The 18,712-nt window shown below is 61.9% G+C and carries 15 protein-coding genes; all 15 read left to right on the forward strand.

Annotation, left to right across the window (positions count from 1 at the left end):
* Nucleotides 1-313 precede the first annotated feature (313 nt).
* The 15 genes from glnE (at nt 314) to LOY69_RS02585 (ending at nt 18,710) form a co-directional block, all read left to right on the forward strand.
* Nucleotides 314-3,253 (forward strand): bifunctional [glutamate--ammonia ligase]-adenylyl-L-tyrosine phosphorylase/[glutamate--ammonia-ligase] adenylyltransferase, encoded by a 2,940-nt coding sequence (glnE, locus tag LOY69_RS02515; RefSeq protein ID WP_213664627.1) that lies wholly within the window; start codon nt 314-316, stop codon nt 3,251-3,253.
* A gap of 133 nt (nt 3,254-3,386) precedes the next feature.
* Nucleotides 3,387-4,421 (forward strand): lipopolysaccharide heptosyltransferase II, encoded by a 1,035-nt coding sequence (gene waaF / locus LOY69_RS02520; RefSeq protein WP_102862861.1) that lies wholly within the window; start codon nt 3,387-3,389, stop codon nt 4,419-4,421.
* 1 nt (nt 4,422) lies between these two features.
* Nucleotides 4,423-5,484, forward strand: a complete 1,062-nt coding sequence (gene waaC / locus LOY69_RS02525) for a lipopolysaccharide heptosyltransferase I (protein ID WP_102862862.1) — start codon at nt 4,423-4,425, stop codon at nt 5,482-5,484.
* A complete protein-coding gene (locus LOY69_RS02530) occupies nt 5,484-6,608 on the forward strand; it encodes a glycosyltransferase family 4 protein (protein ID WP_102862863.1) in 1,125 nt (374 codons plus the stop codon). The genes waaC and LOY69_RS02530 overlap by 1 nt, the downstream gene beginning before the upstream one ends.
* Complete coding sequence (gene rfaP, locus LOY69_RS02535) at nt 6,605-7,411, forward strand: lipopolysaccharide core heptose(I) kinase RfaP (RefSeq protein WP_110595420.1); 807 nt, start codon at nt 6,605-6,607, stop codon at nt 7,409-7,411. Before LOY69_RS02530 ends, rfaP begins: the two co-directional genes overlap by 4 nt.
* A complete protein-coding gene (locus LOY69_RS02540; RefSeq protein WP_102862865.1) occupies nt 7,411-8,145 on the forward strand; it encodes a lipopolysaccharide kinase InaA family protein in 735 nt (244 codons plus the stop codon). Before rfaP ends, LOY69_RS02540 begins: the two co-directional genes overlap by 1 nt.
* Complete coding sequence (locus LOY69_RS02545; protein ID WP_265074095.1) at nt 8,142-8,894, forward strand: lipopolysaccharide kinase InaA family protein; 753 nt, start codon at nt 8,142-8,144, stop codon at nt 8,892-8,894. Before LOY69_RS02540 ends, LOY69_RS02545 begins: the two co-directional genes overlap by 4 nt.
* Nucleotides 8,894-10,348 (forward strand): lipopolysaccharide kinase InaA family protein, encoded by a 1,455-nt coding sequence (locus LOY69_RS02550; protein ID WP_265074096.1) that lies wholly within the window; start codon nt 8,894-8,896, stop codon nt 10,346-10,348. Before LOY69_RS02545 ends, LOY69_RS02550 begins: the two co-directional genes overlap by 1 nt.
* A 202-nt stretch (nt 10,349-10,550) precedes the next feature.
* A complete protein-coding gene (locus tag LOY69_RS02555; RefSeq protein ID WP_102862868.1) occupies nt 10,551-12,308 on the forward strand; it encodes a carbamoyltransferase in 1,758 nt (585 codons plus the stop codon).
* The gene (locus LOY69_RS02560; RefSeq protein WP_102862869.1) at nt 12,292-13,422 is read left to right on the forward strand and encodes a glycosyltransferase; all 1,131 of its coding nucleotides are present in this window, start codon (nt 12,292-12,294) and stop codon (nt 13,420-13,422) included. Before LOY69_RS02555 ends, LOY69_RS02560 begins: the two co-directional genes overlap by 17 nt.
* Nucleotides 13,422-14,318: an antimicrobial resistance protein Mig-14 gene (locus LOY69_RS02565; protein ID WP_265074097.1), complete on the forward strand. Its 897-nt coding sequence runs from the start codon at nt 13,422-13,424 to the stop codon at nt 14,316-14,318. Before LOY69_RS02560 ends, LOY69_RS02565 begins: the two co-directional genes overlap by 1 nt.
* 8 nt (nt 14,319-14,326) lie before the next feature.
* A complete protein-coding gene (locus LOY69_RS02570; RefSeq protein ID WP_265074098.1) occupies nt 14,327-15,739 on the forward strand; it encodes a PIG-L deacetylase family protein in 1,413 nt (470 codons plus the stop codon).
* Between the two features lie 54 nt (nt 15,740-15,793).
* The gene (locus LOY69_RS02575) at nt 15,794-16,678 is read left to right on the forward strand and encodes a DUF6625 family protein (RefSeq protein WP_265074099.1); all 885 of its coding nucleotides are present in this window, start codon (nt 15,794-15,796) and stop codon (nt 16,676-16,678) included.
* Nucleotides 16,675-17,829, forward strand: coding sequence for a glycosyltransferase (locus LOY69_RS02580; RefSeq protein WP_102882035.1), 1,155 nt, complete (start codon nt 16,675-16,677; stop codon nt 17,827-17,829). Before LOY69_RS02575 ends, LOY69_RS02580 begins: the two co-directional genes overlap by 4 nt.
* A complete protein-coding gene (locus LOY69_RS02585; protein WP_265074100.1) occupies nt 17,826-18,710 on the forward strand; it encodes a glycosyltransferase in 885 nt (294 codons plus the stop codon). Before LOY69_RS02580 ends, LOY69_RS02585 begins: the two co-directional genes overlap by 4 nt.
* Nucleotides 18,711-18,712 lie beyond the last annotated feature (2 nt).

Consider the following 18,712-nt stretch of genomic DNA (forward strand, 5'->3'; position numbering starts at 1 on the left):
ATTATAAATTCTTGGATTGCCGGAGGTTGATCCGGCGGCGTGTAGTTTTACTACAAATCGTCGGCCATTTCAGCCTTTCGAATGTATATACGAGTAGTAAAACTACAGAAGAGCGGCTTATGGCCTCCTGCTGCGTTGTGAGAATAATCGTTACTGTTGGTCGCTGACTAACGGGAATAGGTAATAAATTAATGCCGGCTGCTAAAAAAAACCTATTTTCAGCTATTTCTAACTTTTGTTCGACAGTCCATCAGGCTGCTCGCCCTCGATATTCCTCTCCGCCTGCCTTTTCCACGCCGATCAAGGATAGCCCATGAGTCTGCCCGCGCTTGCCCCAGTCCCCGCGATTCTCCTGCCATTGGTCAGCCGTGCAGAGCAGTCGTTCCGCGCTGCGGTGGCGGCCCTTGAAGGCGGTCCCGATGTTGCGGATTGGAGCGCCGAGCGCTGGGCCGAGTTTGCCCGGGTCAGTGCCGCCAGTGACTTCGTCATTGAACAGAGTCTGCGTGACCCTTTGATGTTGCTGGAGCTGGTGCACTCCGGTGAGCTGGACCGGGCTTTTGCACCGGGTGAGTTGTGCGCGCAGATTGCGGCGGCGGTGCAAGCGGCCGAGACCGATGATCAATTGGGCCGCGTACTGCGCCGCCAGCGCACTCGCCAGCAGGTGCGGATCATCTGGCGCGACCTGAACCGCCAGGCGAATCTGGTGCAAACCTGCCGTGACCTTTCCGACCTGGCCGACGCCTGCATCGACCAGGCCTATCAATGGCTGTATCTGCGTCATACCCAGCAATTTGGCGTGCCCACCGGCGGCCGCAGCGGCGAGCCGCAGCAGATGGTCATCCTCGGCATGGGCAAGCTGGGAGCAGTGGAACTCAACCTGTCGTCGGACATCGACCTGATCTTTGCCTATCCCGAAGGCGGCGAGACGGTGGGGGTCAAGCGTGCCCTGGATAACCAGGAGTTCTTCATTCGTCTGGGGCAGCGTCTGATCAAGGCTCTGGACCCCATGACCGTCGACGGTTTCGTGTTCCGGGTCGACATGCGCCTGCGGCCGTACGGCTCAGCCGGTGCCCTGGTGCTGAGTTTCAATGCCCTGGAGCAGTACTATCAGGACCAGGGGCGCGACTGGGAGCGCTACGCCATGATCAAGGCCCGGGTGGTGGCCGGGGATCAGGTGGCCGGGGCGCAATTGCTGGAGATGCTGCGGCCCTTCGTCTACCGCCGGTACCTGGACTTCTCCGCCATCGAGGCGCTGCGCACCATGAAGCAACTGATCCAGCAGGAAGTCCGGCGCAAGGGCATGGCCGACAACATCAAGCTGGGCTCGGGGGGCATTCGCGAGGTGGAGTTCATCGCCCAGGCCTTCCAGCTGATTCACGGTGGTCGCGACCTGAGCCTGCAGCAGCGTCCTTTATTAAAGGTGCTGGGTACTTTGGAGGGGCAGGGCTATTTGCCGGCCGCGGTGATCAGCGAGTTGCGTGAGGGCTACGAGTTCCTGCGCTACACCGAGCACGCGATCCAGGCCATTGCCGACCGGCAGACGCAGATGTTGCCGGACAATCCCCAGGACCAGGCGCGGATCGCCTTCATGCTCGGCTTTGCCGACTGGAGCGCCTTCCATGAGCAACTGATGTACTGGCGTGGGCGGGTGGAGTGGCACTTCCGCCAGGTGATTGCCGATCCTGATGAAGACGAAGGCGCTGAAAGCGAAGTGGTGGTGGGGGGCGAGTGGCTGCCGTTATGGGAGGAAGCCCAGGACGAGGAGGCCGCCTGCCGGCAGTTGCAGGAGGGTGGTTTCGTCGATGCGCCCAAGGCCCTGCGGGCACTCGCCAGCCTGCGCGGTAGTCCGCAATTGCGGGCCATGCAGCGTCTGGGGCGTGAGCGTCTGGATGCCTTTATTCCACGCCTGCTGGCTCAGGCCGTCGAACACGCCAATCCGGATCTGGTCCTGGAGCGGGTCTTGCCGCTGGTCGAGGCGGTGGCGCGGCGTTCGGCCTATCTGGTGTTGCTCACCGAAAACCCGGGCGCCTTGCGCCGCTTGCTGACCCTGTGCGCGGCCAGTCCGTGGATTGCCGAACAAATCACCCGCTTCCCTCTGTTGCTGGACGAATTGCTCAACGAAGGACGCCTGTTCAAGCCGCCCCTGGCGCCGGAGCTGGCGGCCGAGCTGCGCGAGCGCCTGACGCGGATTCCCGAGGACGACCTGGAACAGCAGATGGAGGCCCTGCGCCACTTCAAACTGGCCCACCGTTTGCGGGTGGCCGCCTCGGAGATCGCTGGCAGCCTGCCTTTAATGAAGGTCAGCGATTACCTGACCTGGCTCGCCGAGGCGATTCTGGAGCAGGTGCTGGCCCTGGCCTGGCGCCAGACCGTGGCCAAGTACGGGGCGCCACAGCGCACTGATGGCACCTTGTGTGACCCGGGATTCATCATCGTCGGCTACGGCAAGGTTGGCGGCATCGAGCTGGGCCACGGTTCCGACCTGGATCTGGTCTTTATCCATGATGGCGATCCGCAAGCGGAAACCGATGGGCCCAAACCCATAGACGGTGCACAGTTCTTCACCCGGCTGGGGCAGCGCATCATCCATCTGCTGACCACCCAGACCAACTCCGGCCAGTTGTATGAAGTGGATATGCGCCTGCGGCCGTCCGGTGCTTCGGGGCTGCTGGTGAGTTCCCTGGGAGCTTTTGCCCGCTATCAGGAAAACGAAGCCTGGACCTGGGAGCATCAGGCGCTGGTCCGGGCCCGGGTGCTGGTGGGCAGCCAGGATGTGGGCCAGGCCTTTGAAAAGGTCCGGGCCGCCGTGCTGGGTAAAACCCGCGACCTGCCCAAGTTGCGCCAGGAAGTCAGTGAAATGCGGGCCAAGATGCGTGACAACCTGGGCAGCCGCCTGACTGCCGCCGGAACCGCGGCCAACGCCTTTGAAGCCACGGCGCCGTTCGACCTCAAGCAGGACGCCGGAGGTATCGTCGATATCGAATTTATGGTGCAATACGCGGCCCTGGCGTGGTCCGAAGAGCACCCGTCATTGCTGCGCTACACCGATAACATCCGCATTCTGGAAGGGCTGGAGCAGGTTGGGCTGATGCCGGCGAGCGATGCCAGCCTGCTACGCGAGGTCTACAAGGCCTACCGTTCCGCGGCTCACCGGCAGGCGTTGCAGAATGAGGCCGGAATCATTAACGGTGATCAATTCGTGACCGAACGACGGGAAGTGTTACGAATTTGGCGCGAGCTGGGGCTAAGCTAGTCGGCATAATGCAGCCGCAATTGTATTCGGCGAGCTGCGAGGCTCGCCCCAACTGAACCGACGGTGAAGGCCGCGGTGCTGGATTCTCGAGGCGGGGAGGCGTATGCCTCCCCGGCTCGTTTATGGAAACCACATGAATATTCTGATCGTTGGGCCCAGTTGGGTCGGTGACATGGTGATGGCGCAGACACTCTTGGAGTGCCTGAAACAGCGTCATCCACAATGCGAGATCGACGTGCTGGCCCCCGAGTGGAGCCGGCCGATCCTGGAGCGCATGCCCCAGGTGCGTCGGGCCTTGAGCTTTCCTCTTGGTCACGGCGTCCTGGAACTGGCGACCCGCCGGCGGATCGGCAAGTCCCTGGCCGGCCAGTACGATCAGGCGATCCTGCTGCCCAATTCGCTGAAGTCGGCCCTGGTGCCGTTCTTCGCAGGCATCCCCAAGCGCACCGGCTGGCGCGGCGAGTTCCGCTACGGCTTGCTCAATGACGTGCGCAAGCTCGACAAAGAGCGTTACCCGCTGATGATCGAGCGCTTCATGGCTCTGGCCTATGAGCCGGGCGCCGAATTGCCCCAGCCTTATCCGCGCCCGAGCCTGCAGATCGATCCGCAAAGCCGCGAGGCGGCCCTGGCCAAGTTTGGCCTGAGCCTGGATCGCCCGGTGCTGGCGCTGTGCCCGGGAGCAGAGTTCGGCGAGGCCAAGCGCTGGCCGTCCGAGCATTACGCACAAGTGGCTGAGGCGAAGATCCGCGAGGGCTGGCAGGTCTGGCTGTTCGGTTCGAAGAACGATCATGCCGTGGGTGAAGAGATTCGCGGGCGACTGATTCCCGGCTTGCGCGAGGAATCGACCAATCTCAGCGGCGAAACCTCCCTGGCCGAGGCCATCGACCTGCTGTCCTGCGCCGATTCGGTAGTGTCCAACGACTCCGGGCTGATGCACGTGGCGGCCGCGCTGAATCGTCCGCTGGTGGCGGTGTACGGCTCCACCTCCCCGGGCTTCACCCCGCCCCTGGCGGATCAGGTCGAAGTGGTGCGCCTGGGGATCGAGTGCAGTCCGTGTTTCGATCGCACTTGTCGCTTCGGTCATTACAACTGCCTGCGCCAACTCCTGCCGCAGCCGGTGAACGAAGCCCTGCAGCGGTTGCAGGGCACTGTGGTAGAGGTCCAGTAAGTTGCGGGTACTGTTGATCAAGACCTCGTCCCTGGGGGATGTGATTCATGCATTGCCGGCGCTGACCGATGCCGCGCGAGCGATCCCGGGGATCACGTTCGACTGGGTGGTGGAAGAAGGCTTCGCCGAGATTCCTTCCTGGCATCCGGCGGTAGGCAAGGTGATTCCGGTGGCGATCCGCCGCTGGCGCAAGAATATCTGGCAGACCATCAAGAGCGGCGAGTGGCGCCGCTTCAAGCAGAGCGTGCGTTCTACCAAGTACGACCTGGTGATCGATGCCCAGGGCCTGCTGAAAAGCGCCTGGCTGACCCGTTACGTGCGCGCCCCGGTGGCGGGGCTGGACAAACACTCGGCCCGTGAGCCCCTGGCTTCGCGTTTCTACTCGCGACGCCTGGCGGTGGCCCGCGGGCAGCACGCCGTGGAGCGGGTGCGCCAGCTGTTCGCCGTGGCCCTGGGCTACGACCTGCCACAGGGCCTGGGCGACTACGGCCTGAATGTCGAAAAACTGGTGGAGCTGCCGCGCAAGAATCCCTTCGTGCTGTTCCTGCACGGCACCACCTGGGACACCAAGCACTGGCCTGAGGCCTATTGGCGCGAGCTGACCGAGCGCATGGGCATGCTCGGGGTCGAGGTCAAGCTGCCCTGGGGCAATGCTGTCGAGAAGGCCCGGGCGGAGCGTATTGCCAGTGGCCTGAAAAACGCCACGGTTCTGCCCAAGCTGAACCTGGCCGGGGTCGCCAAGGTGCTGGCCGATGCCCAGGCCTGTGTGGCCGTGGACACCGGGTTGGGCCACCTGGCCGCGGCCCTGGATGTGCCGACCATCTCCTTGTTTGGCCCGACCAATCCGGGCCTGACCGGCGCCTATGGCAAGGTGCAGATTCACCTGGGGAGCAACTTCCCCTGTGCGCCGTGCCTGCAGAAAAAATGCACCTACCAGCCCACTGCTGTGGATCAGCAACGCTATGACATCAAGCGCGAGTGGCCATTGTGCTTCACGCGCCTTAACCCCGAGCGTGTCGCCAGCCGACTGAGCACCTTGTTACTGGCTGAGGAGCCGCGCTGATGCAATTGGCTTTTGTCCTTTATAAGTATTTTCCCTTTGGCGGCCTGCAGCGCGACTTCATGCGCATTGCCCTGGAGTGTCAGCGCCGCGGGCACCAGATCCGCGTCTACACCCTGATCTGGGAAGGTGACGTGCCTCCTGGCTTTGAAGTGCTGGTGGCGCCGGTCAAGGCGCTGTTCAATCATCGTCGCAACGAAAAGCTCAGCGCCTGGATGGCGGCCGACCTGGCCAAGCGTCCGGTGGATCGGCTGATCGGTTTCAATAAGATGCCGGGGCTGGACGTGTACTACGCCGCCGACGGCTGCTTCGAGGACAAGGCGCAGAATCTGCGGCACTCCCTGTACCGTCGCTGGGGTCGCTACCGGCATTTCGCCGAGTACGAGCGGGCGGTGTTCGCCAAGGATGCCAAGACCGAGATCCTGATGATCTCCGAGGTTCAGCAGCCGCTGTTCATCAAGCATTACGACACCCCGCTGGAGCGCTTTCACCTGCTGCCGCCGGGCATTGCCCAGGATCGCCGCGCACCGTCCAACGCTGCCGAGATCCGCGCCGATTTCCGTCGTGAGTTCGCCTTGAAGGACGACGAGCTGCTGCTGGTGCAGATTGGCTCCGGGTTCAAGACCAAGGGCGTGGACCGCAGCCTCAAGGCGCTAGCGGCCCTGCCTTCGGCGCTGAAAAAACGCACCCGACTGTTTGTAATCGGCCAGGACGACCCCAAGGTATTCCAGGTACAAAGTGCCGCATTGGGGCTCAGCGACCAGGTGCAGTTCATGAAGGGGCGCAGTGATATTCCGCGTTTCCTGCTGGGAGCCGACCTGCTGATTCATCCGGCCTACAACGAAAATACCGGCACTGTGCTGCTCGAAGCCCTGGTGGCTGGGCTGCCGGTGCTGGTGAGCGCGGTCTGCGGCTACGCCCATTACATCGCCGAGGCCGAATGCGGCCTGGTGCTGGATGAGCCGTTCGAGCAGGCGCAGCTCAATCAATACCTCACCACCCTGTTGACCGACGACGCTGCACGCGCGACCTGGAGCCGTAATGGCCTGGCGTTCGCCGAGACGGCCGACCTTTACAGCATGCCGCAGCACGCTGCGGATGTGATTCTGGCGGAGCAACACCGATGAAGTTGATGCTTGCCGAACCCTTCAAGAGCCTCTGGGCCGGACGCGATGCGTTCGACGCTGTCGAGGGCCTGAAGGGCCAGGTCTACCGTGAGCTGGAAGCGCGCCGTACCTTGCGTACGGAAGTCGACGGTCGCGGTTATTTCGTGAAGATCCATCGCGGCATTGGCTGGGGCGAGATCGTCAAGAACCTGATCACCGCCAAGCTGCCGGTGCTTGGCGCCGGTCAGGAATGGCGGGCGCTGGAGCGTCTGCATCAGGTAGGCGTGCCGACCATGACTGCCGTGGCCTACGGCGAGCGCGGCAGCAACCCGGCGGACCAGCACTCGTTCATCGTCACCGAGGAGCTGGCGCCCACCGTCAGCCTTGAAGACTTCAGCATCGACTGGGTCAAGCAGCCGCCTGCGCCGGCCCTCAAGCGCGCGCTGATCGCCGAAGTGGCGCGCATGACCGGCATGATGCACCGCGCCGGGGTCAACCACCGCGACTGCTACATCTGCCATTTCCTGTTGCACACCGATCGTCCCATCACGCCTGCGGAGCTGAAACTCTCGGTGATCGACCTGCATCGTGCCCAGACCCGGCCGAGGATCACCCTGCGCTGGCGCAACAAGGACCTGGCCGCCCTGTATTTCTCCGCCCTGGATATCGGCCTGACGCGCCGCGACAAGTTGCGCTTCCTCAAGGGCTATTTCCAGCAGCCGTTGCGGCAGATCCTGGCCGAAGAAGCGGCGCTGCTGTCCTGGCTCGAAGGCAAGGCGGAAAAACTCTACGCACGTAAACAGCGGTACGGAGACGCACTCTGATGGCGAGTTGGAACCTGGACCCCGCTTATCAGGAGTTGACGCAAGATTTCGGCAGTCTGGACGCGGTATTTGCCCTGCAGGGTGAGCATCTGACCCGGGACCCTCTGTCGGAGGTTATTCGGGTCGAGCGCGGCGGCGTCAATTACTACGTCAAGCGCTATACCGGCGCCGGCAAGAACCTGCGGCGCTACCTGGGTAAGCCCCGGGTCAAGTTCGAATGGCAGAACCTCAAGCGCTTCGCCAAGTGGGGCATTCCCACTGCCGATGTGGTGGCCTGGGGCCTGGAACGTCGCTGCCTGGCTTACTCCCGGGGCGCGATGATCACTCGCGAGCTGCCGCGGACCGAGGACCTGTCGGTGCTGGCCGAGCGCAACGATCCGCGGCTCAAGGATCGGCGCTGGGTCGATGGGGTGAGTCGTCAGTTGGCCGCTTATACCCGGGTCATGCATGACCATCGCTTTACCCACAATGATTTGAAGTGGCGCAACCTGCTGATCGACGATCAGGACCGGTTGTACCTGATCGACTGTCCGAACGGCGATTTCTGGCGTGGGTTCTGGCTCAAGTACCGGATCACCAAGGACCTGGCCTGCCTGGACAAGGTGGCCAAATATCATCTGTCGGCCACTCAGCGCCTGCGTTTCTATCTGCAGTATCGCCAGCGCGATCGCTTGAGTGCCGCCGACAAGGCGCGTATTCGCCACGTGGTGAGATTTTTCGAGGGGCGCGAATGACTGATTTCCTGGCGTCCGAGGAACGTGCGCTACTGGAGCGTAACGGTCTCGGCACTTTTGACCAGTTGTGGGCTACGCAATTGGATGCGGTGGATGAGCCCAATACCAGTCGCGGCGGCAGCAGCAGCGTCTTTCGCCTGGATGTGGAAGGGCAGGGGTTCTATCTCAAGCGGCAGACCAACTACCAGACCCGGACCCTGCATCGGCCTTTCGGCGAACCGAGTTTCGCCCGGGAGTTTCGCAACATCCGGCGTTATCAGCAGTTGGGCATTCCCGCGCTGCAGGCGGTGTTCTTTGGCATGCGCAAGGTCAATGGCGAGTCTCGAGCCATACTCCTGACCCGGGCCCTGGATGGTTGGGACGATCTGGATGCGCTGCTGTCGCGTTGGGATGAGCTCAGTGAGCTCCAGCGCCAGGCGGTACTCAAGGCCTGCGGGCAACTGGCCCGGCAACTGCACAGCTTGCGTCAGGTCCATGGCTGCTTCTACCCCAAGCATATTTTCCTCCAAGGCCATGGCGAGGGTTACCGGGCGCAGTTGATCGACCTGGAGAAAACTCGGCCCTTGCTGTTCGGTCAGCGCGACCGGGTCAAAGATCTGGAACCTTTACTGCGCCGGGCTTCGGTGTGGAATGCCGACGAAGTGCGCGGCCTGTTGGCGGCCTATCTGAACCAGCCCCTGGACAGTTCCCTGGTGGGTGCCTGGGCCGCTCGTCTCAGTGCTCGCAGCAGTCACAAGGAATCTCGCTGATGCGTTTGTCCGAGCTGAAAAACAGCGGGCGCAGCCCGACCCTGCCCCTGAGCCTGGAGTTGGCGGACGCTGCCGGCCCGGCGCAGTTGCAGTTGCTGACCCTGTTGCGCGTGCTGCCGGGGCAGCGCTATGTCGGTGCCGGTGTCTGGCGTGGGCGTCCGGTGCTGGCCAAGTTGCTGGTGGGGCCTAAGGCCGCGCGGCATTTTCAGCGGGAGTTGCAGGGTGTGCGCCTGCTGGCGGAGCAGGGGCTGACCACGCCGTTGCTGCTGGCGGACGGCTTGCAGGAAGGCGAGGGCGGCTGGTTGCTCTTCGAGTTCCTGGAAGGGGCGCAAAGCCTCGGCGACGCCTGGAAGCAGGTGGAAAAGCTGCCGGTGCTGGCCGATGAGCAGACCGCGGTGTTGGCTGAGGCCCTCGGGGCTATTGCCCAGTTGCACGCCAAGGGCCTGTGGCAGGAAGACCTGCACCTGGACAACCTGTTGCGCCATGACGGCAAGCTGCACCTGATCGATGGCGCGGGGATCTGTGTCGAAGAGGCTGGCAAGCCCCTGTCCCGGCAAAAGGTCCTGGAAAACCTGGGCGTGTTCTTCGCCCAGCTACCCAAGAGCCTGGAACCCTTCACTGAAGAGTTGCTGGTGCATTACCTGCTGAGCAATGCCGAGCACGCCTTGCCCCTGGAGGCCCTGGAGAAGCAGGTGAACAAGGTGCGTGGCTGGCGCCTGCGGGACTTTCTCAACAAGGTTGGCCGTGAGTGCACGCTGTTCAGCGTGCAGCGTGGACCTTTCGCCTTGCGTGCGATTCGCCGTGAGGAAGAGGCCGCGATGCTGCCAGTGTTGGCGCAGGCCGATGCCCTGTTGGATCAGGGGCATCTGTACAAGACCGGTGGCGCCGCCAGTGTAGGCCGGGTTGAGGCCGCTGGGCGGACCCTGGTGGTCAAGCGCTACAACATCAAGGGCTTGGCTCATTGGCTCAAGCGTTTCTGGCGCCCGAGCCGGGCCTGGCACTCCTGGCGTGAAGGCAATCGCCTGGAATTCCTGGGGATTGCCACGCCCAGGCCCCTGGCGGTACTGGAGCAGCGTTTTCTCTGGTTGCGCCGTCGGGCCTACCTGGTGACCGAGTACTTGCCGGGGCCTGACATCATTGAGCGTTTTGCACCGTTCGTGGACAGTGGCGAGGCGCCTGAATCGGAGTTGCTGGCGCTGGATCGGCTGTTTGCCCAGTTGATCAGGGAGCGCATCAGTCACGGTGACTTAAAGGGCCACAATCTGTTCTGGCAGGACGATCGCTGGGCCCTGATCGATCTGGATTCCATGTGTCAGCACTCCGGTCTGAGCAGTTTTGCTCCGGCTTTTGCCCGGGATCGCGCACGTTTCATGCGCAACTGGCCCGAAAGCAGCAATTTGTATCAAGTGATTGATCGGCGGCTGCCCAAGACCGTCCAGAGCGCCGAGGCCTGACCTGCGACCTATAGCCGCTGCTGCAGGCAGCGGCTGCGGGCCGTGGCGTATGCGGCGCCCGGGCTTGGCGCTTGCCGCTAGAGGCTTGCCCCTGCTTTTACGTTATAATCCCGCCCTTTCGTTGTTTCTCGCCCCTTTGCGAGCACACTTTATTTTCAAGGCGCACTGCGCCCGCATGCAGACTAAACGAGGCTAGACCCCTGTGGCATTGACGATTCTTGGCCTGTCCGGCGCCCTTAGCCATGATCCTTCAGCAGCCCTGTACATCGACGGCAAGCTGATTGCCGCCGCTGAAGAAGAGCGTTTCGTGCGCGACAAGCATGCAAAGAACCGCATGCCCTACGAGTCGGCGAAGTTCTGCCTGGAGCAGGCCGGGATCAAGCCTTCCGACGTTGACGTGGTAGCGATTCCGTTTGCCCCGATCAGCCTGTTCGGCAAGGCTCGCTGGCATTACGCCAAGCGCTACTGGTACGCCCCGGACCGCGCCCTGGACGCGATCCTGATGGGCAACCGTCGCTACAAGCGCTATCGCAAGAAGATCGTCTGGTGCCTGGAGCAACTGGGTTTTGACCCGAAAAAGGTCAAGATCGAGCCGGTGGAGCACCACCTGGCCCACGCCTCCAGTGCCTACCACTGCTCGGGCTTCAAGGAGAAGACCGCGATTCTCGGCATCGACGGCAAGGGCGAATACGCCACTACCTTCTTCGGCTACGGCGAAAACGGCAAGATCCACAAGATCAAGGAGTTCTTCGATCCGGACTCCCTGGGCGGCCTCTATGGCGCGATCACCGAGTTCCTCGGCTTCGAAATGCTCGACGGCGAGTTCAAGGTCATGGGCATGGCGCCTTATGGCGACGCCAGCAAGTACGATTTCTCGCGCCTGGCCAGCTTTGAAAACGGCGAACTGGTGATCAACACCGACTACGCCAACGTCATTGGCCTGCGTCGCTACAAAGAGAAGGGCAAGGGTTTCTACTTCTCGCCAAAACTCATCGAGTGGCTGGGTCCCAAGCGCGAAGGCGACATCGCCGACGAGCCTTACATCCACTACGCCGCGAGCATGCAGGCGCTGTTCGAAAAACTGGCCCTGCAGATGATCGACCACTATCTGGGCGACGTCCTCAAGGAAACCGGCAAGCTGGCTTTCGCCGGCGGCTGCGCGCTGAACGTCAAGCTGAACCAGAAGATCATTGCCCGTCCTGAAGTCAAAGAGCTGTTCGTGCAGCCGGCTTCCGGCGACGCCGGCACCGCCGTGGGCGCTGCTGCGTACGTTTCCCATGCCCGTGGGGTGCCGGTAGAGAAGATGGAACACGTCTATCTCGGCCCGTCCTACAGCAACGAAGACGTGATCGCAGCCTGTGCCCGTCACCCGAACAAACCGGCTTGGCGGCAGATCGACAACACCCCGGAACGCATCGCCAAGATCATGGTCGATGGCAACCCGGTGGCCTGGTTCCAGGGCCGCATGGAGTTCGGTCCACGGGCCTTGGGCGGTCGTTCGATCATTGGTTGCCCGAGCGCCGTGGGCGTTGCCGACCGGATCAACGAGCAGATCAAGTTCCGCGAGCGCTGGAGGCCTTTCTGCCCGTCGATGCTCGACACCGTCGGTCCGCAGATGATCAAGGTCGACCACCCGGCACCATTCATGACCTTCACCTTCGAAGTGGCTGAAGAGTGGAAGACCCGGGTGCCGGAAGTGGTTCACGAAGACGGTACATCCCGGGCCCAGGTGCTAAAGCGCGAATACAACCCGCGCTACTACGACATGATGAAGGCGTTGGAAGTCCTGACTGGTAACGGCGTGTCGCTGAACACCTCGTTGAACCGCCGTGGCGAACCGATGATCTGCTCGCCGACCGATGCCCTGAACATGTTCTACGGTTCCGATCTGCAGTACCTGATCATGGAAGACATTCTGGTGGTCAAAGACGGCGTGGACCCTTATGACACGCTCGGCTGAACGCCATGTGCTGCAGTTTTGCCACGGCTATGACGGGCCGTTCCTGGACTGCGCCCGGCAATATGCCAACTTGTTCGCGGGCAGCGGCTATCGGGTGACCACGGTGTTTCTCACCGGGGCCGCCGATGCCGAAGTGGCTGCCGGCTGTGCGTCCGATGAAGTGCTGTTCATGGAATACAGCTCCAAGGCCATTCGTGGCCTCAAGCTGGGTGCCATTCGTGACCTGCGCAAGATTGCCGCCTCGCGCAATTTCAGCTTTTGCATCGCTCACCGCTTCAAGCCGATCTACATCGCTTTGTTGGGCACCCGCTTGCCGGTAGTGGGTGTCCATCACGCCTTTTCCGACTACAAGCGCCGTAGCCGGCAGATCTTCGCTGGACTGTTTCGCAAGCGCCTGAGCCTGTTGGGGGTCTCTGATGCGGTGCGTGACGACATGCGTGCCTGCCTGCCCAAATGGCCTGCGGCGCGCATCCAGACCCTGTACAACCGCATCGACCTGGAAGCCTTGCAGGCCAGCCAGCTGGACGCGGCCCAGGCCCGCAGCGAGCTGGGCCTGTCCGCGGATGCCTGGATTGTCGGCAACGTCGGACGCCTGCACCCGGACAAGGATCAGGCCACTTTGCTGCGGGGCTTTGCCGCCGCCGTGCCGCAATTGCCGCAGCAGAGTCAGCTGGCCATCCTGGGGACCGGACGCCTGGAGAAGGATCTGAAATCCCTGGCCCGTGAACTGGGCGTGGCTGATCGTGTGCTGTTCCTCGGGCAGGTGCCGGACGCTCGGCGCTATTTCCGTGCGTTCGACGTATTTGCCTTGAGCTCCGATCACGAACCCTTTGGCATGGTCCTGCTGGAAGCCATGGCGGCCGGTGTGCCCTTGCTGGCCACCGCCTGCGGCGGTGCAAAGGAAGTGGTAGAGGGTGTGGGTATTCTGTTCCCCCTGGGAGACGCCGAGCACATGGCTCAAGGGCTGCAGCACCTGGCCGCGATGGATGACCATCAGCGCCGGGTCTGTGCCGAGTTGATGCTCGATCGCCTGCGCGAGCGTTTCTCCGACCGTGCTGTACGGGACGTATTCTGGCGTTTGCCGCAAGTCACCGATCTGACCGCGAGGGGCTGATGCTCAATCGATTTCAAGGCTGGCGCGAACGTGGCTGGTCAGTCATTGACGCGTCGACCTATGCCGATGCCTGGCAGCGCTTTGGTGGCAGCGTGGCGACCCATCCGTTGGTGGTGGAGCAACTGGCGGACCTGGCGCAGATTCCCGTGCGTTATCTGGCCTGGGAACAGGACGGCCATCTGCAGGCGGCCATTGCCACCTGGGGGCGGGACCTGGCGCTGTCCAAGGACGTGCTCAAGCGAGCCGGCAAGAAGGGGTTGTTCGATATCGGCAATGCCGAGCTGATCCTGCCGGCCGCCGCGGATGCCCAGGCCGTGCTGCGTCATCGCGGGCGTTATCTCTCCGCGCTCAACGAAGGGCGCTTCACCGCCCTCAGGCCTCAGGCCGAACAGTTGGCCATGGCTCGCACCCCGGAAGAGTTGTCGAAGAAGTTTCGCTACAACCAGCGCCGCGAACTGCGCCTGCTGGAAGAGGCCGGCGGCGTGGTGCGTGCAGTCACTGATTTCACCAGTGCTGAGCTGGCGGCGATCTACTGTGATCTGTTCCAGCGTCGCTGGGGCTTTGCCGCGACGGGGGCCGAGCGCATGGCCGAGGTACTGGAGCGCCTGCGCGAGCTGCTGATCGGCTCGGTGATCTTCCTCAACGATGCGCCCATTGCCGTGCAGTTGATCTACCGGGTCGAAGCCCCGCAGTGGATCAGCGTCGAGTACGTCAATGGCGGGGTCGATCCTGAGACACGGGAGTTCAGCCCCGGCAGTGTGCTGAGTTTCCTCAATACCCAGAGCGCCTGGGAGCAGGCCCGGACCTTGAACAAGCCCCTGCGCTTTTCCTTCGGTCGCGCCGACCGTGAATACAAGGATCGTTGGTGCAATCCTGTGCCGGTTTTCCAGGTGTGAGTCCGTCCATGAGTCGCAAGCAGCAATTGCTCAAGCGCCACCGGCGCAACAAACGAATCGTCCTGTTGGCGGGGCTGGTCCTGTTGCTGCTGGTGGGGGTGCTGGTGGCCTGGTGGTTGCCGCTGCTGTTGGCGGTGCTTGGCTGGCTGGCTCATGAAGCCTGGTTTGCCGATCACCTGTTCTATTCGCCCAAGGATGACTACTGCTACGACTTCGGCAGTGAAGCCCGGCAGATCGCGGTGCGCCTGGAAGCGGGACGTCTGCGGCTGGATCCGGCGCCCGAGTTGGGCGCGGATGAAACCCTGATCCTCGGAGTGCAGGTCAAGAGCTCCTGGATCGGACGCTTTCTCGATCCGGCCATTGAAGTGCTGGGCGGCCCGACGCTCGATCGCCAGGCGTTCGAGCGAGGCGTCGATGGCCTGCGTTATCTCAACCTTAGCGGCCTGGCTGGCCCGCTGCTCGGCGGCGAGCTGCAATTGCGTGGGCGATTCTGTCGGATTCAGGTCCAGCCGCAGTTGATGGCCTGGCGCGACCCCGACTACCGACGCCAGCGAGTGATGGTGATTGCTCCCCATGCCGACGATGCTGAACTGGCAGCCTTTGGCTTGTACAGCCAGGCCGACGAAGCCTGGATCGTGACCCTGACAGCGGGGGAAATCGAGGCTGAGCATTATCAGGCCATGGGTATGAATGCTGCCGAGGCCGCGCGAATCAAGGGCCGTTTGCGAGCCTGGGACAGTATCGCTGTGCCGCGTTGGGCGGGAGTGCCTGAAGCCCACTGCGTACAGCTGGGGTACTTCTGTCTGCAACTGCCTGCCATGCAGGCCGCGCCGCAACAGCCGGTGGCCTCGCGTGAGGCGCAGTTGAGCGATATCCGCCTGTTCCGCCAGTTCAATCCGTTCCCGCTACCAGCCGATCGGGATGGGCTGCCGACCTGGGACAACCTGTTGGCTGATCTGCGCGAGCTGCTGCTCAAGGCGCGGCCCGAAGTGCTGGTGCTGCCCCATCCGTCACTGGACCCTCATCCTGACCATATCTGTGCCCAGGCGGCGGTGATGCAGGCGCTGGAGGGGTTGGACTGGCAGCCGACCACCGTGCTTGGCTATGCCAATCACCTGCATGACAACGACCGCTGGCCAATGGGTGATTCGGGTGCGGGCATTGCTTTGCCGCCGGTGTTCGATTCGACGACAGTGTTGCGTCCCTGGTGTTTGCCACTGTCCCAGGTTGAGCAATATGACAAGGCCATGGCCTTGGGCATGATGCATGACCTGCAGCCGAGAATGCCGTTCAAGCGGCGTCTGCGCAGGTCGATACAATGGCTTCTGGCTAGTAGAGTGCCTTCGACCCTGGGAGAGAATGAGTTCTTTCGCAAGGCAGTGCGGCGGCACGAACTGTTCTGGCTGTTGCGGCAGCGATAAAACCGGCATAAACACAGGAATCTGTTGTGCCCCTAACCTGACAGCGAGTCTTTTGTGATCAATCCACGCCCGCGAATCCTGTTTCTCATGCCCTATTTCGGGCGCTGGCCATTCTGGCTGCCGTTTTTTCTCGAAAGCTGCCGACGCAATCCGGATATCGACTGGTTGTTTTTCAGCGATTGTGGGATTCCGGAGAATCTGCCGCCGAACGTCCAGTTTGAAAGCATCAGCTTTGCTGATTATTGCGCCTTGGTGTCCCAGCGCCTGAACATCGATTTTGCGCCCAATGCGGCTTACAAGCTCTGTGATATCAGGCCTGCAATGGGTTATATCCATATTGATCGGCTGCAGGGCTACGACTTTTGGGCTTTCGGCGATATCGATCTGGTCTACGGTGACCTGCGGGCCTACTTCACCGCAGATCGTCTGGCGAAGTATGACCTGTTCTCCACCCACGAGCGTCGCGTCGCTGGGCACTTGTGCCTGATACGCAACAGCGCCCGCCAGCTTGAATTGTTCAGGCAGATCAAGGATTGGCAGACGCGCTTTACCGACCAGCAGCATCATGCACTGGATGAAGGGGCGTTCAGTCGGATTTTTCTCTGGCGCAAGAACTTCCCGAAGCCGCTGTTCAAGCTGGTGGGCAAGTTCAATCCATGGCGTCGTCGCAGCGAGTTCACTGAGGCGTTCAGCACGCCGGGCGGAGTGATCGACTGGCATGACGGCAGTCGTGATTTTCCAACGCGCTGGTACTGGAAGGATGGGCATCTGACCAATGACCGCGACGGCGACCGCAGTTTTCCGTATTTCCACTTTGTGTGTTGGAAGCGCAATGAGTGGTCGGATTTGCCTGAGCAGGATGCCAAGGTGGTCCAGGCCCTGGCCAGCGAGTCTTCCTGGGTCATCGATGCCACAGGTTTCCACCGGGGAGAGTTATGAGTCAGCGCTTCAAGGTCCTGCAATTGCAACCGGACTACAACGTCAAATCCCACGACTTCGCCGACCTGGCGGAGCAGATCGTCAAGGCCTTGCCGGCTGACCGGTACGAGATGACGGCGGCCTTCCTGCGTGGGCGACCCGGGCCGGCTGATCCGGTCAGCCGGGCCGATCATTCGGTGTATTTCGAGTTTTCCGACAAGGCCCTGAAAGGCATGCGTCTGCGGGCCATGTGGCGGTTGTATCAGTTCTGCCGCAAGGAAAAGTTCGATGTGGTGATCTGCAATCGCTTCAAGCCGGTGAACATGATGCTGACCCTCAACCGTTGGTTGAAGGTCCCACTGTGCATTGGCATCTCCCATGGTTTCGGTGAGTACGACCGGCTTTACCGGCGGCGCCAGACCCAGCGCCTGATCGACCGGCACTGGCGTTTTGTCGGTGTATCGCCCGCGGTCAAGCAGTACCTGCTGGATTGCCAGTGCGGTTTCACCGACCAGAACACTTGGGCGATCACCAACGCCATCGATATCGAACAGGCCGAAGCCTTGCAGCACTCCCGCGAGCGCTCTCGTGAGTTGTTGGGGCTGGACCCTTCCGTGCGCCTGATCGGTGCGCTGGGGCGCCTGGTGCCGGTCAAGGGCCACACTTACCTGCTGCAGGCATTTGCTCAGCTCAAGGACAAGTACCCGCAGACTCAGTTGGCGATCATTGGCGCCGGGCGCGAAGAGGCCAATCTGCGCGCCGAGATCGAGCGTCTGGGCCTGCAGGGTCGGGCCCACCTGCTGGGCTTCAAGGAGAACGCACTGCAGTATGTGCGTGCCTTCGATATCTGGACCATGCCGTCATTGGCCGAAGGCTTGGGCCTGGCGTTGCTGGAAGGCATGAGCGGGCAGTTACCGGTGATCGCTTCCAATGTACCGGCCATGCTGCCGCTGATTGAAGGGGCCGGTGGCCTGGCGGTTGAGCCGGCCAATGTGCCGGCGCTGACGGCGGCATTGGACAATTACCTGGGGCTCTCCGATGAGGCGTTGGCCGATAAGGGCCAGCAAGCGTACCGCTATCTGCAGAAAGAACATGATATCGAGGTGTTCCGCGAGGAATACCGGCAATTGATCGACTCGGGATTGAGTCAGGCGGGCAAGAGGCAGCAATGACAGACCAGCAACCTGTGGTGACGGTAATCATCGCCTCCTACAACCACGCACCCTATATCGAGCAGAGCATTCTCAGCGTGCTCAACCAGACCTATTCGAACATCGAACTGCTGGTGGTGGATGACGGTTCCAGCGATGACAGCGTTGAGCGTATCCGGCGGTTGCAGGCGTTGCATGGTTTCGACTTCCGCGTCCAGCAGAACCAGGGGCTGACCAATACCCTCAATGGCGCCATCGCTCGGGCCAAGGGCAGCCTGATCGTGCCCTTCGGCTCCGACGACATTATGCTGCCCGAGCGTATCGCGACTCAGGTGGCATACCTGGACGGCAAGCCGGAGGTCGGGATCTGCGCCGGCAATATTGAGTTGATCGACAGCGATGGCAACCTGTTTCCCGAAAATCGCCAGCGCCGTGATGTACCGTTCCGGCGTCTGGATTTCGATGACATGTTCCTTGAGCGCAAGCCTTACCCGCCTGCGCCGACGTTGATGATTCGCTGTGAGGCACTGGAGAAGGTCGGTGGTTTCGACCCGAATATCCGCCTTGAGGACTTGCTGATCGAGCTGAAGATCACCCATGCGGGCTACTTTATCGACGGCTTGAACGTAGTGATGGCGCGTTATCGCAAGCATGCCACCAACTCCTACAAGAACAACCGATTCATGATCGACAACATCCTGCGCACCTACGCTCTGTTCAGTGAGCATCCGCTGTACGAGGAGGTTCGCTACAAGTTCCTCAGTTCGATGTTCCTCAAGGTGTCCAATCGCGATCGGAAACTGGCTCGCGAATTGTTGGCGCAGATTCCGTTCAAGGCCTGGAACAAGAAAACCTGGCGTGGACTGGTCCGCCTGTATTTTTCGCCGCTGGAAAAAGACTGAAG

It is taken from the genome of Pseudomonas sp. B21-059 (assembly GCF_026016285.1).
Classification (GTDB): Bacteria; Pseudomonadota; Gammaproteobacteria; order Pseudomonadales; family Pseudomonadaceae; genus Aquipseudomonas; species Aquipseudomonas danubii.

Excerpts from the sequence above, each read along its gene's own strand:
- LOY69_RS02530 (WP_102862863.1), top strand. The coding sequence starts at position 5,484 with ATGCAATTGGCTTTTGTCCTTTATAAGTATTTTCCCTTTGGCGGCCTG.
- rfaP (WP_110595420.1), top strand. The coding sequence starts at position 6,605 with ATGAAGTTGATGCTTGCCGAACCCTTCAAGAGCCTCTGGGCCGGACGC.
- LOY69_RS02570 (WP_265074098.1), top strand. The coding sequence starts at position 14,327 with ATGAGTCGCAAGCAGCAATTGCTCAAGCGCCACCGGCGCAACAAACGA.
- LOY69_RS02565 (WP_265074097.1), top strand. The coding sequence starts at position 13,422 with ATGCTCAATCGATTTCAAGGCTGGCGCGAACGTGGCTGGTCAGTCATT.
- LOY69_RS02580 (WP_102882035.1), top strand. The coding sequence starts at position 16,675 with ATGAGTCAGCGCTTCAAGGTCCTGCAATTGCAACCGGACTACAACGTC.
- LOY69_RS02560 (WP_102862869.1), top strand. The coding sequence starts at position 12,292 with ATGACACGCTCGGCTGAACGCCATGTGCTGCAGTTTTGCCACGGCTAT.
- LOY69_RS02545 (WP_265074095.1), top strand. The coding sequence starts at position 8,142 with ATGACTGATTTCCTGGCGTCCGAGGAACGTGCGCTACTGGAGCGTAAC.
- LOY69_RS02550 (WP_265074096.1), top strand. The coding sequence starts at position 8,894 with ATGCGTTTGTCCGAGCTGAAAAACAGCGGGCGCAGCCCGACCCTGCCC.
- waaF (WP_102862861.1), top strand. The coding sequence starts at position 3,387 with ATGAATATTCTGATCGTTGGGCCCAGTTGGGTCGGTGACATGGTGATG.
- glnE (WP_213664627.1), top strand. The coding sequence starts at position 314 with ATGAGTCTGCCCGCGCTTGCCCCAGTCCCCGCGATTCTCCTGCCATTG.
- LOY69_RS02585 (WP_265074100.1), top strand. The coding sequence starts at position 17,826 with ATGACAGACCAGCAACCTGTGGTGACGGTAATCATCGCCTCCTACAAC.
- LOY69_RS02540 (WP_102862865.1), top strand. The coding sequence starts at position 7,411 with ATGGCGAGTTGGAACCTGGACCCCGCTTATCAGGAGTTGACGCAAGAT.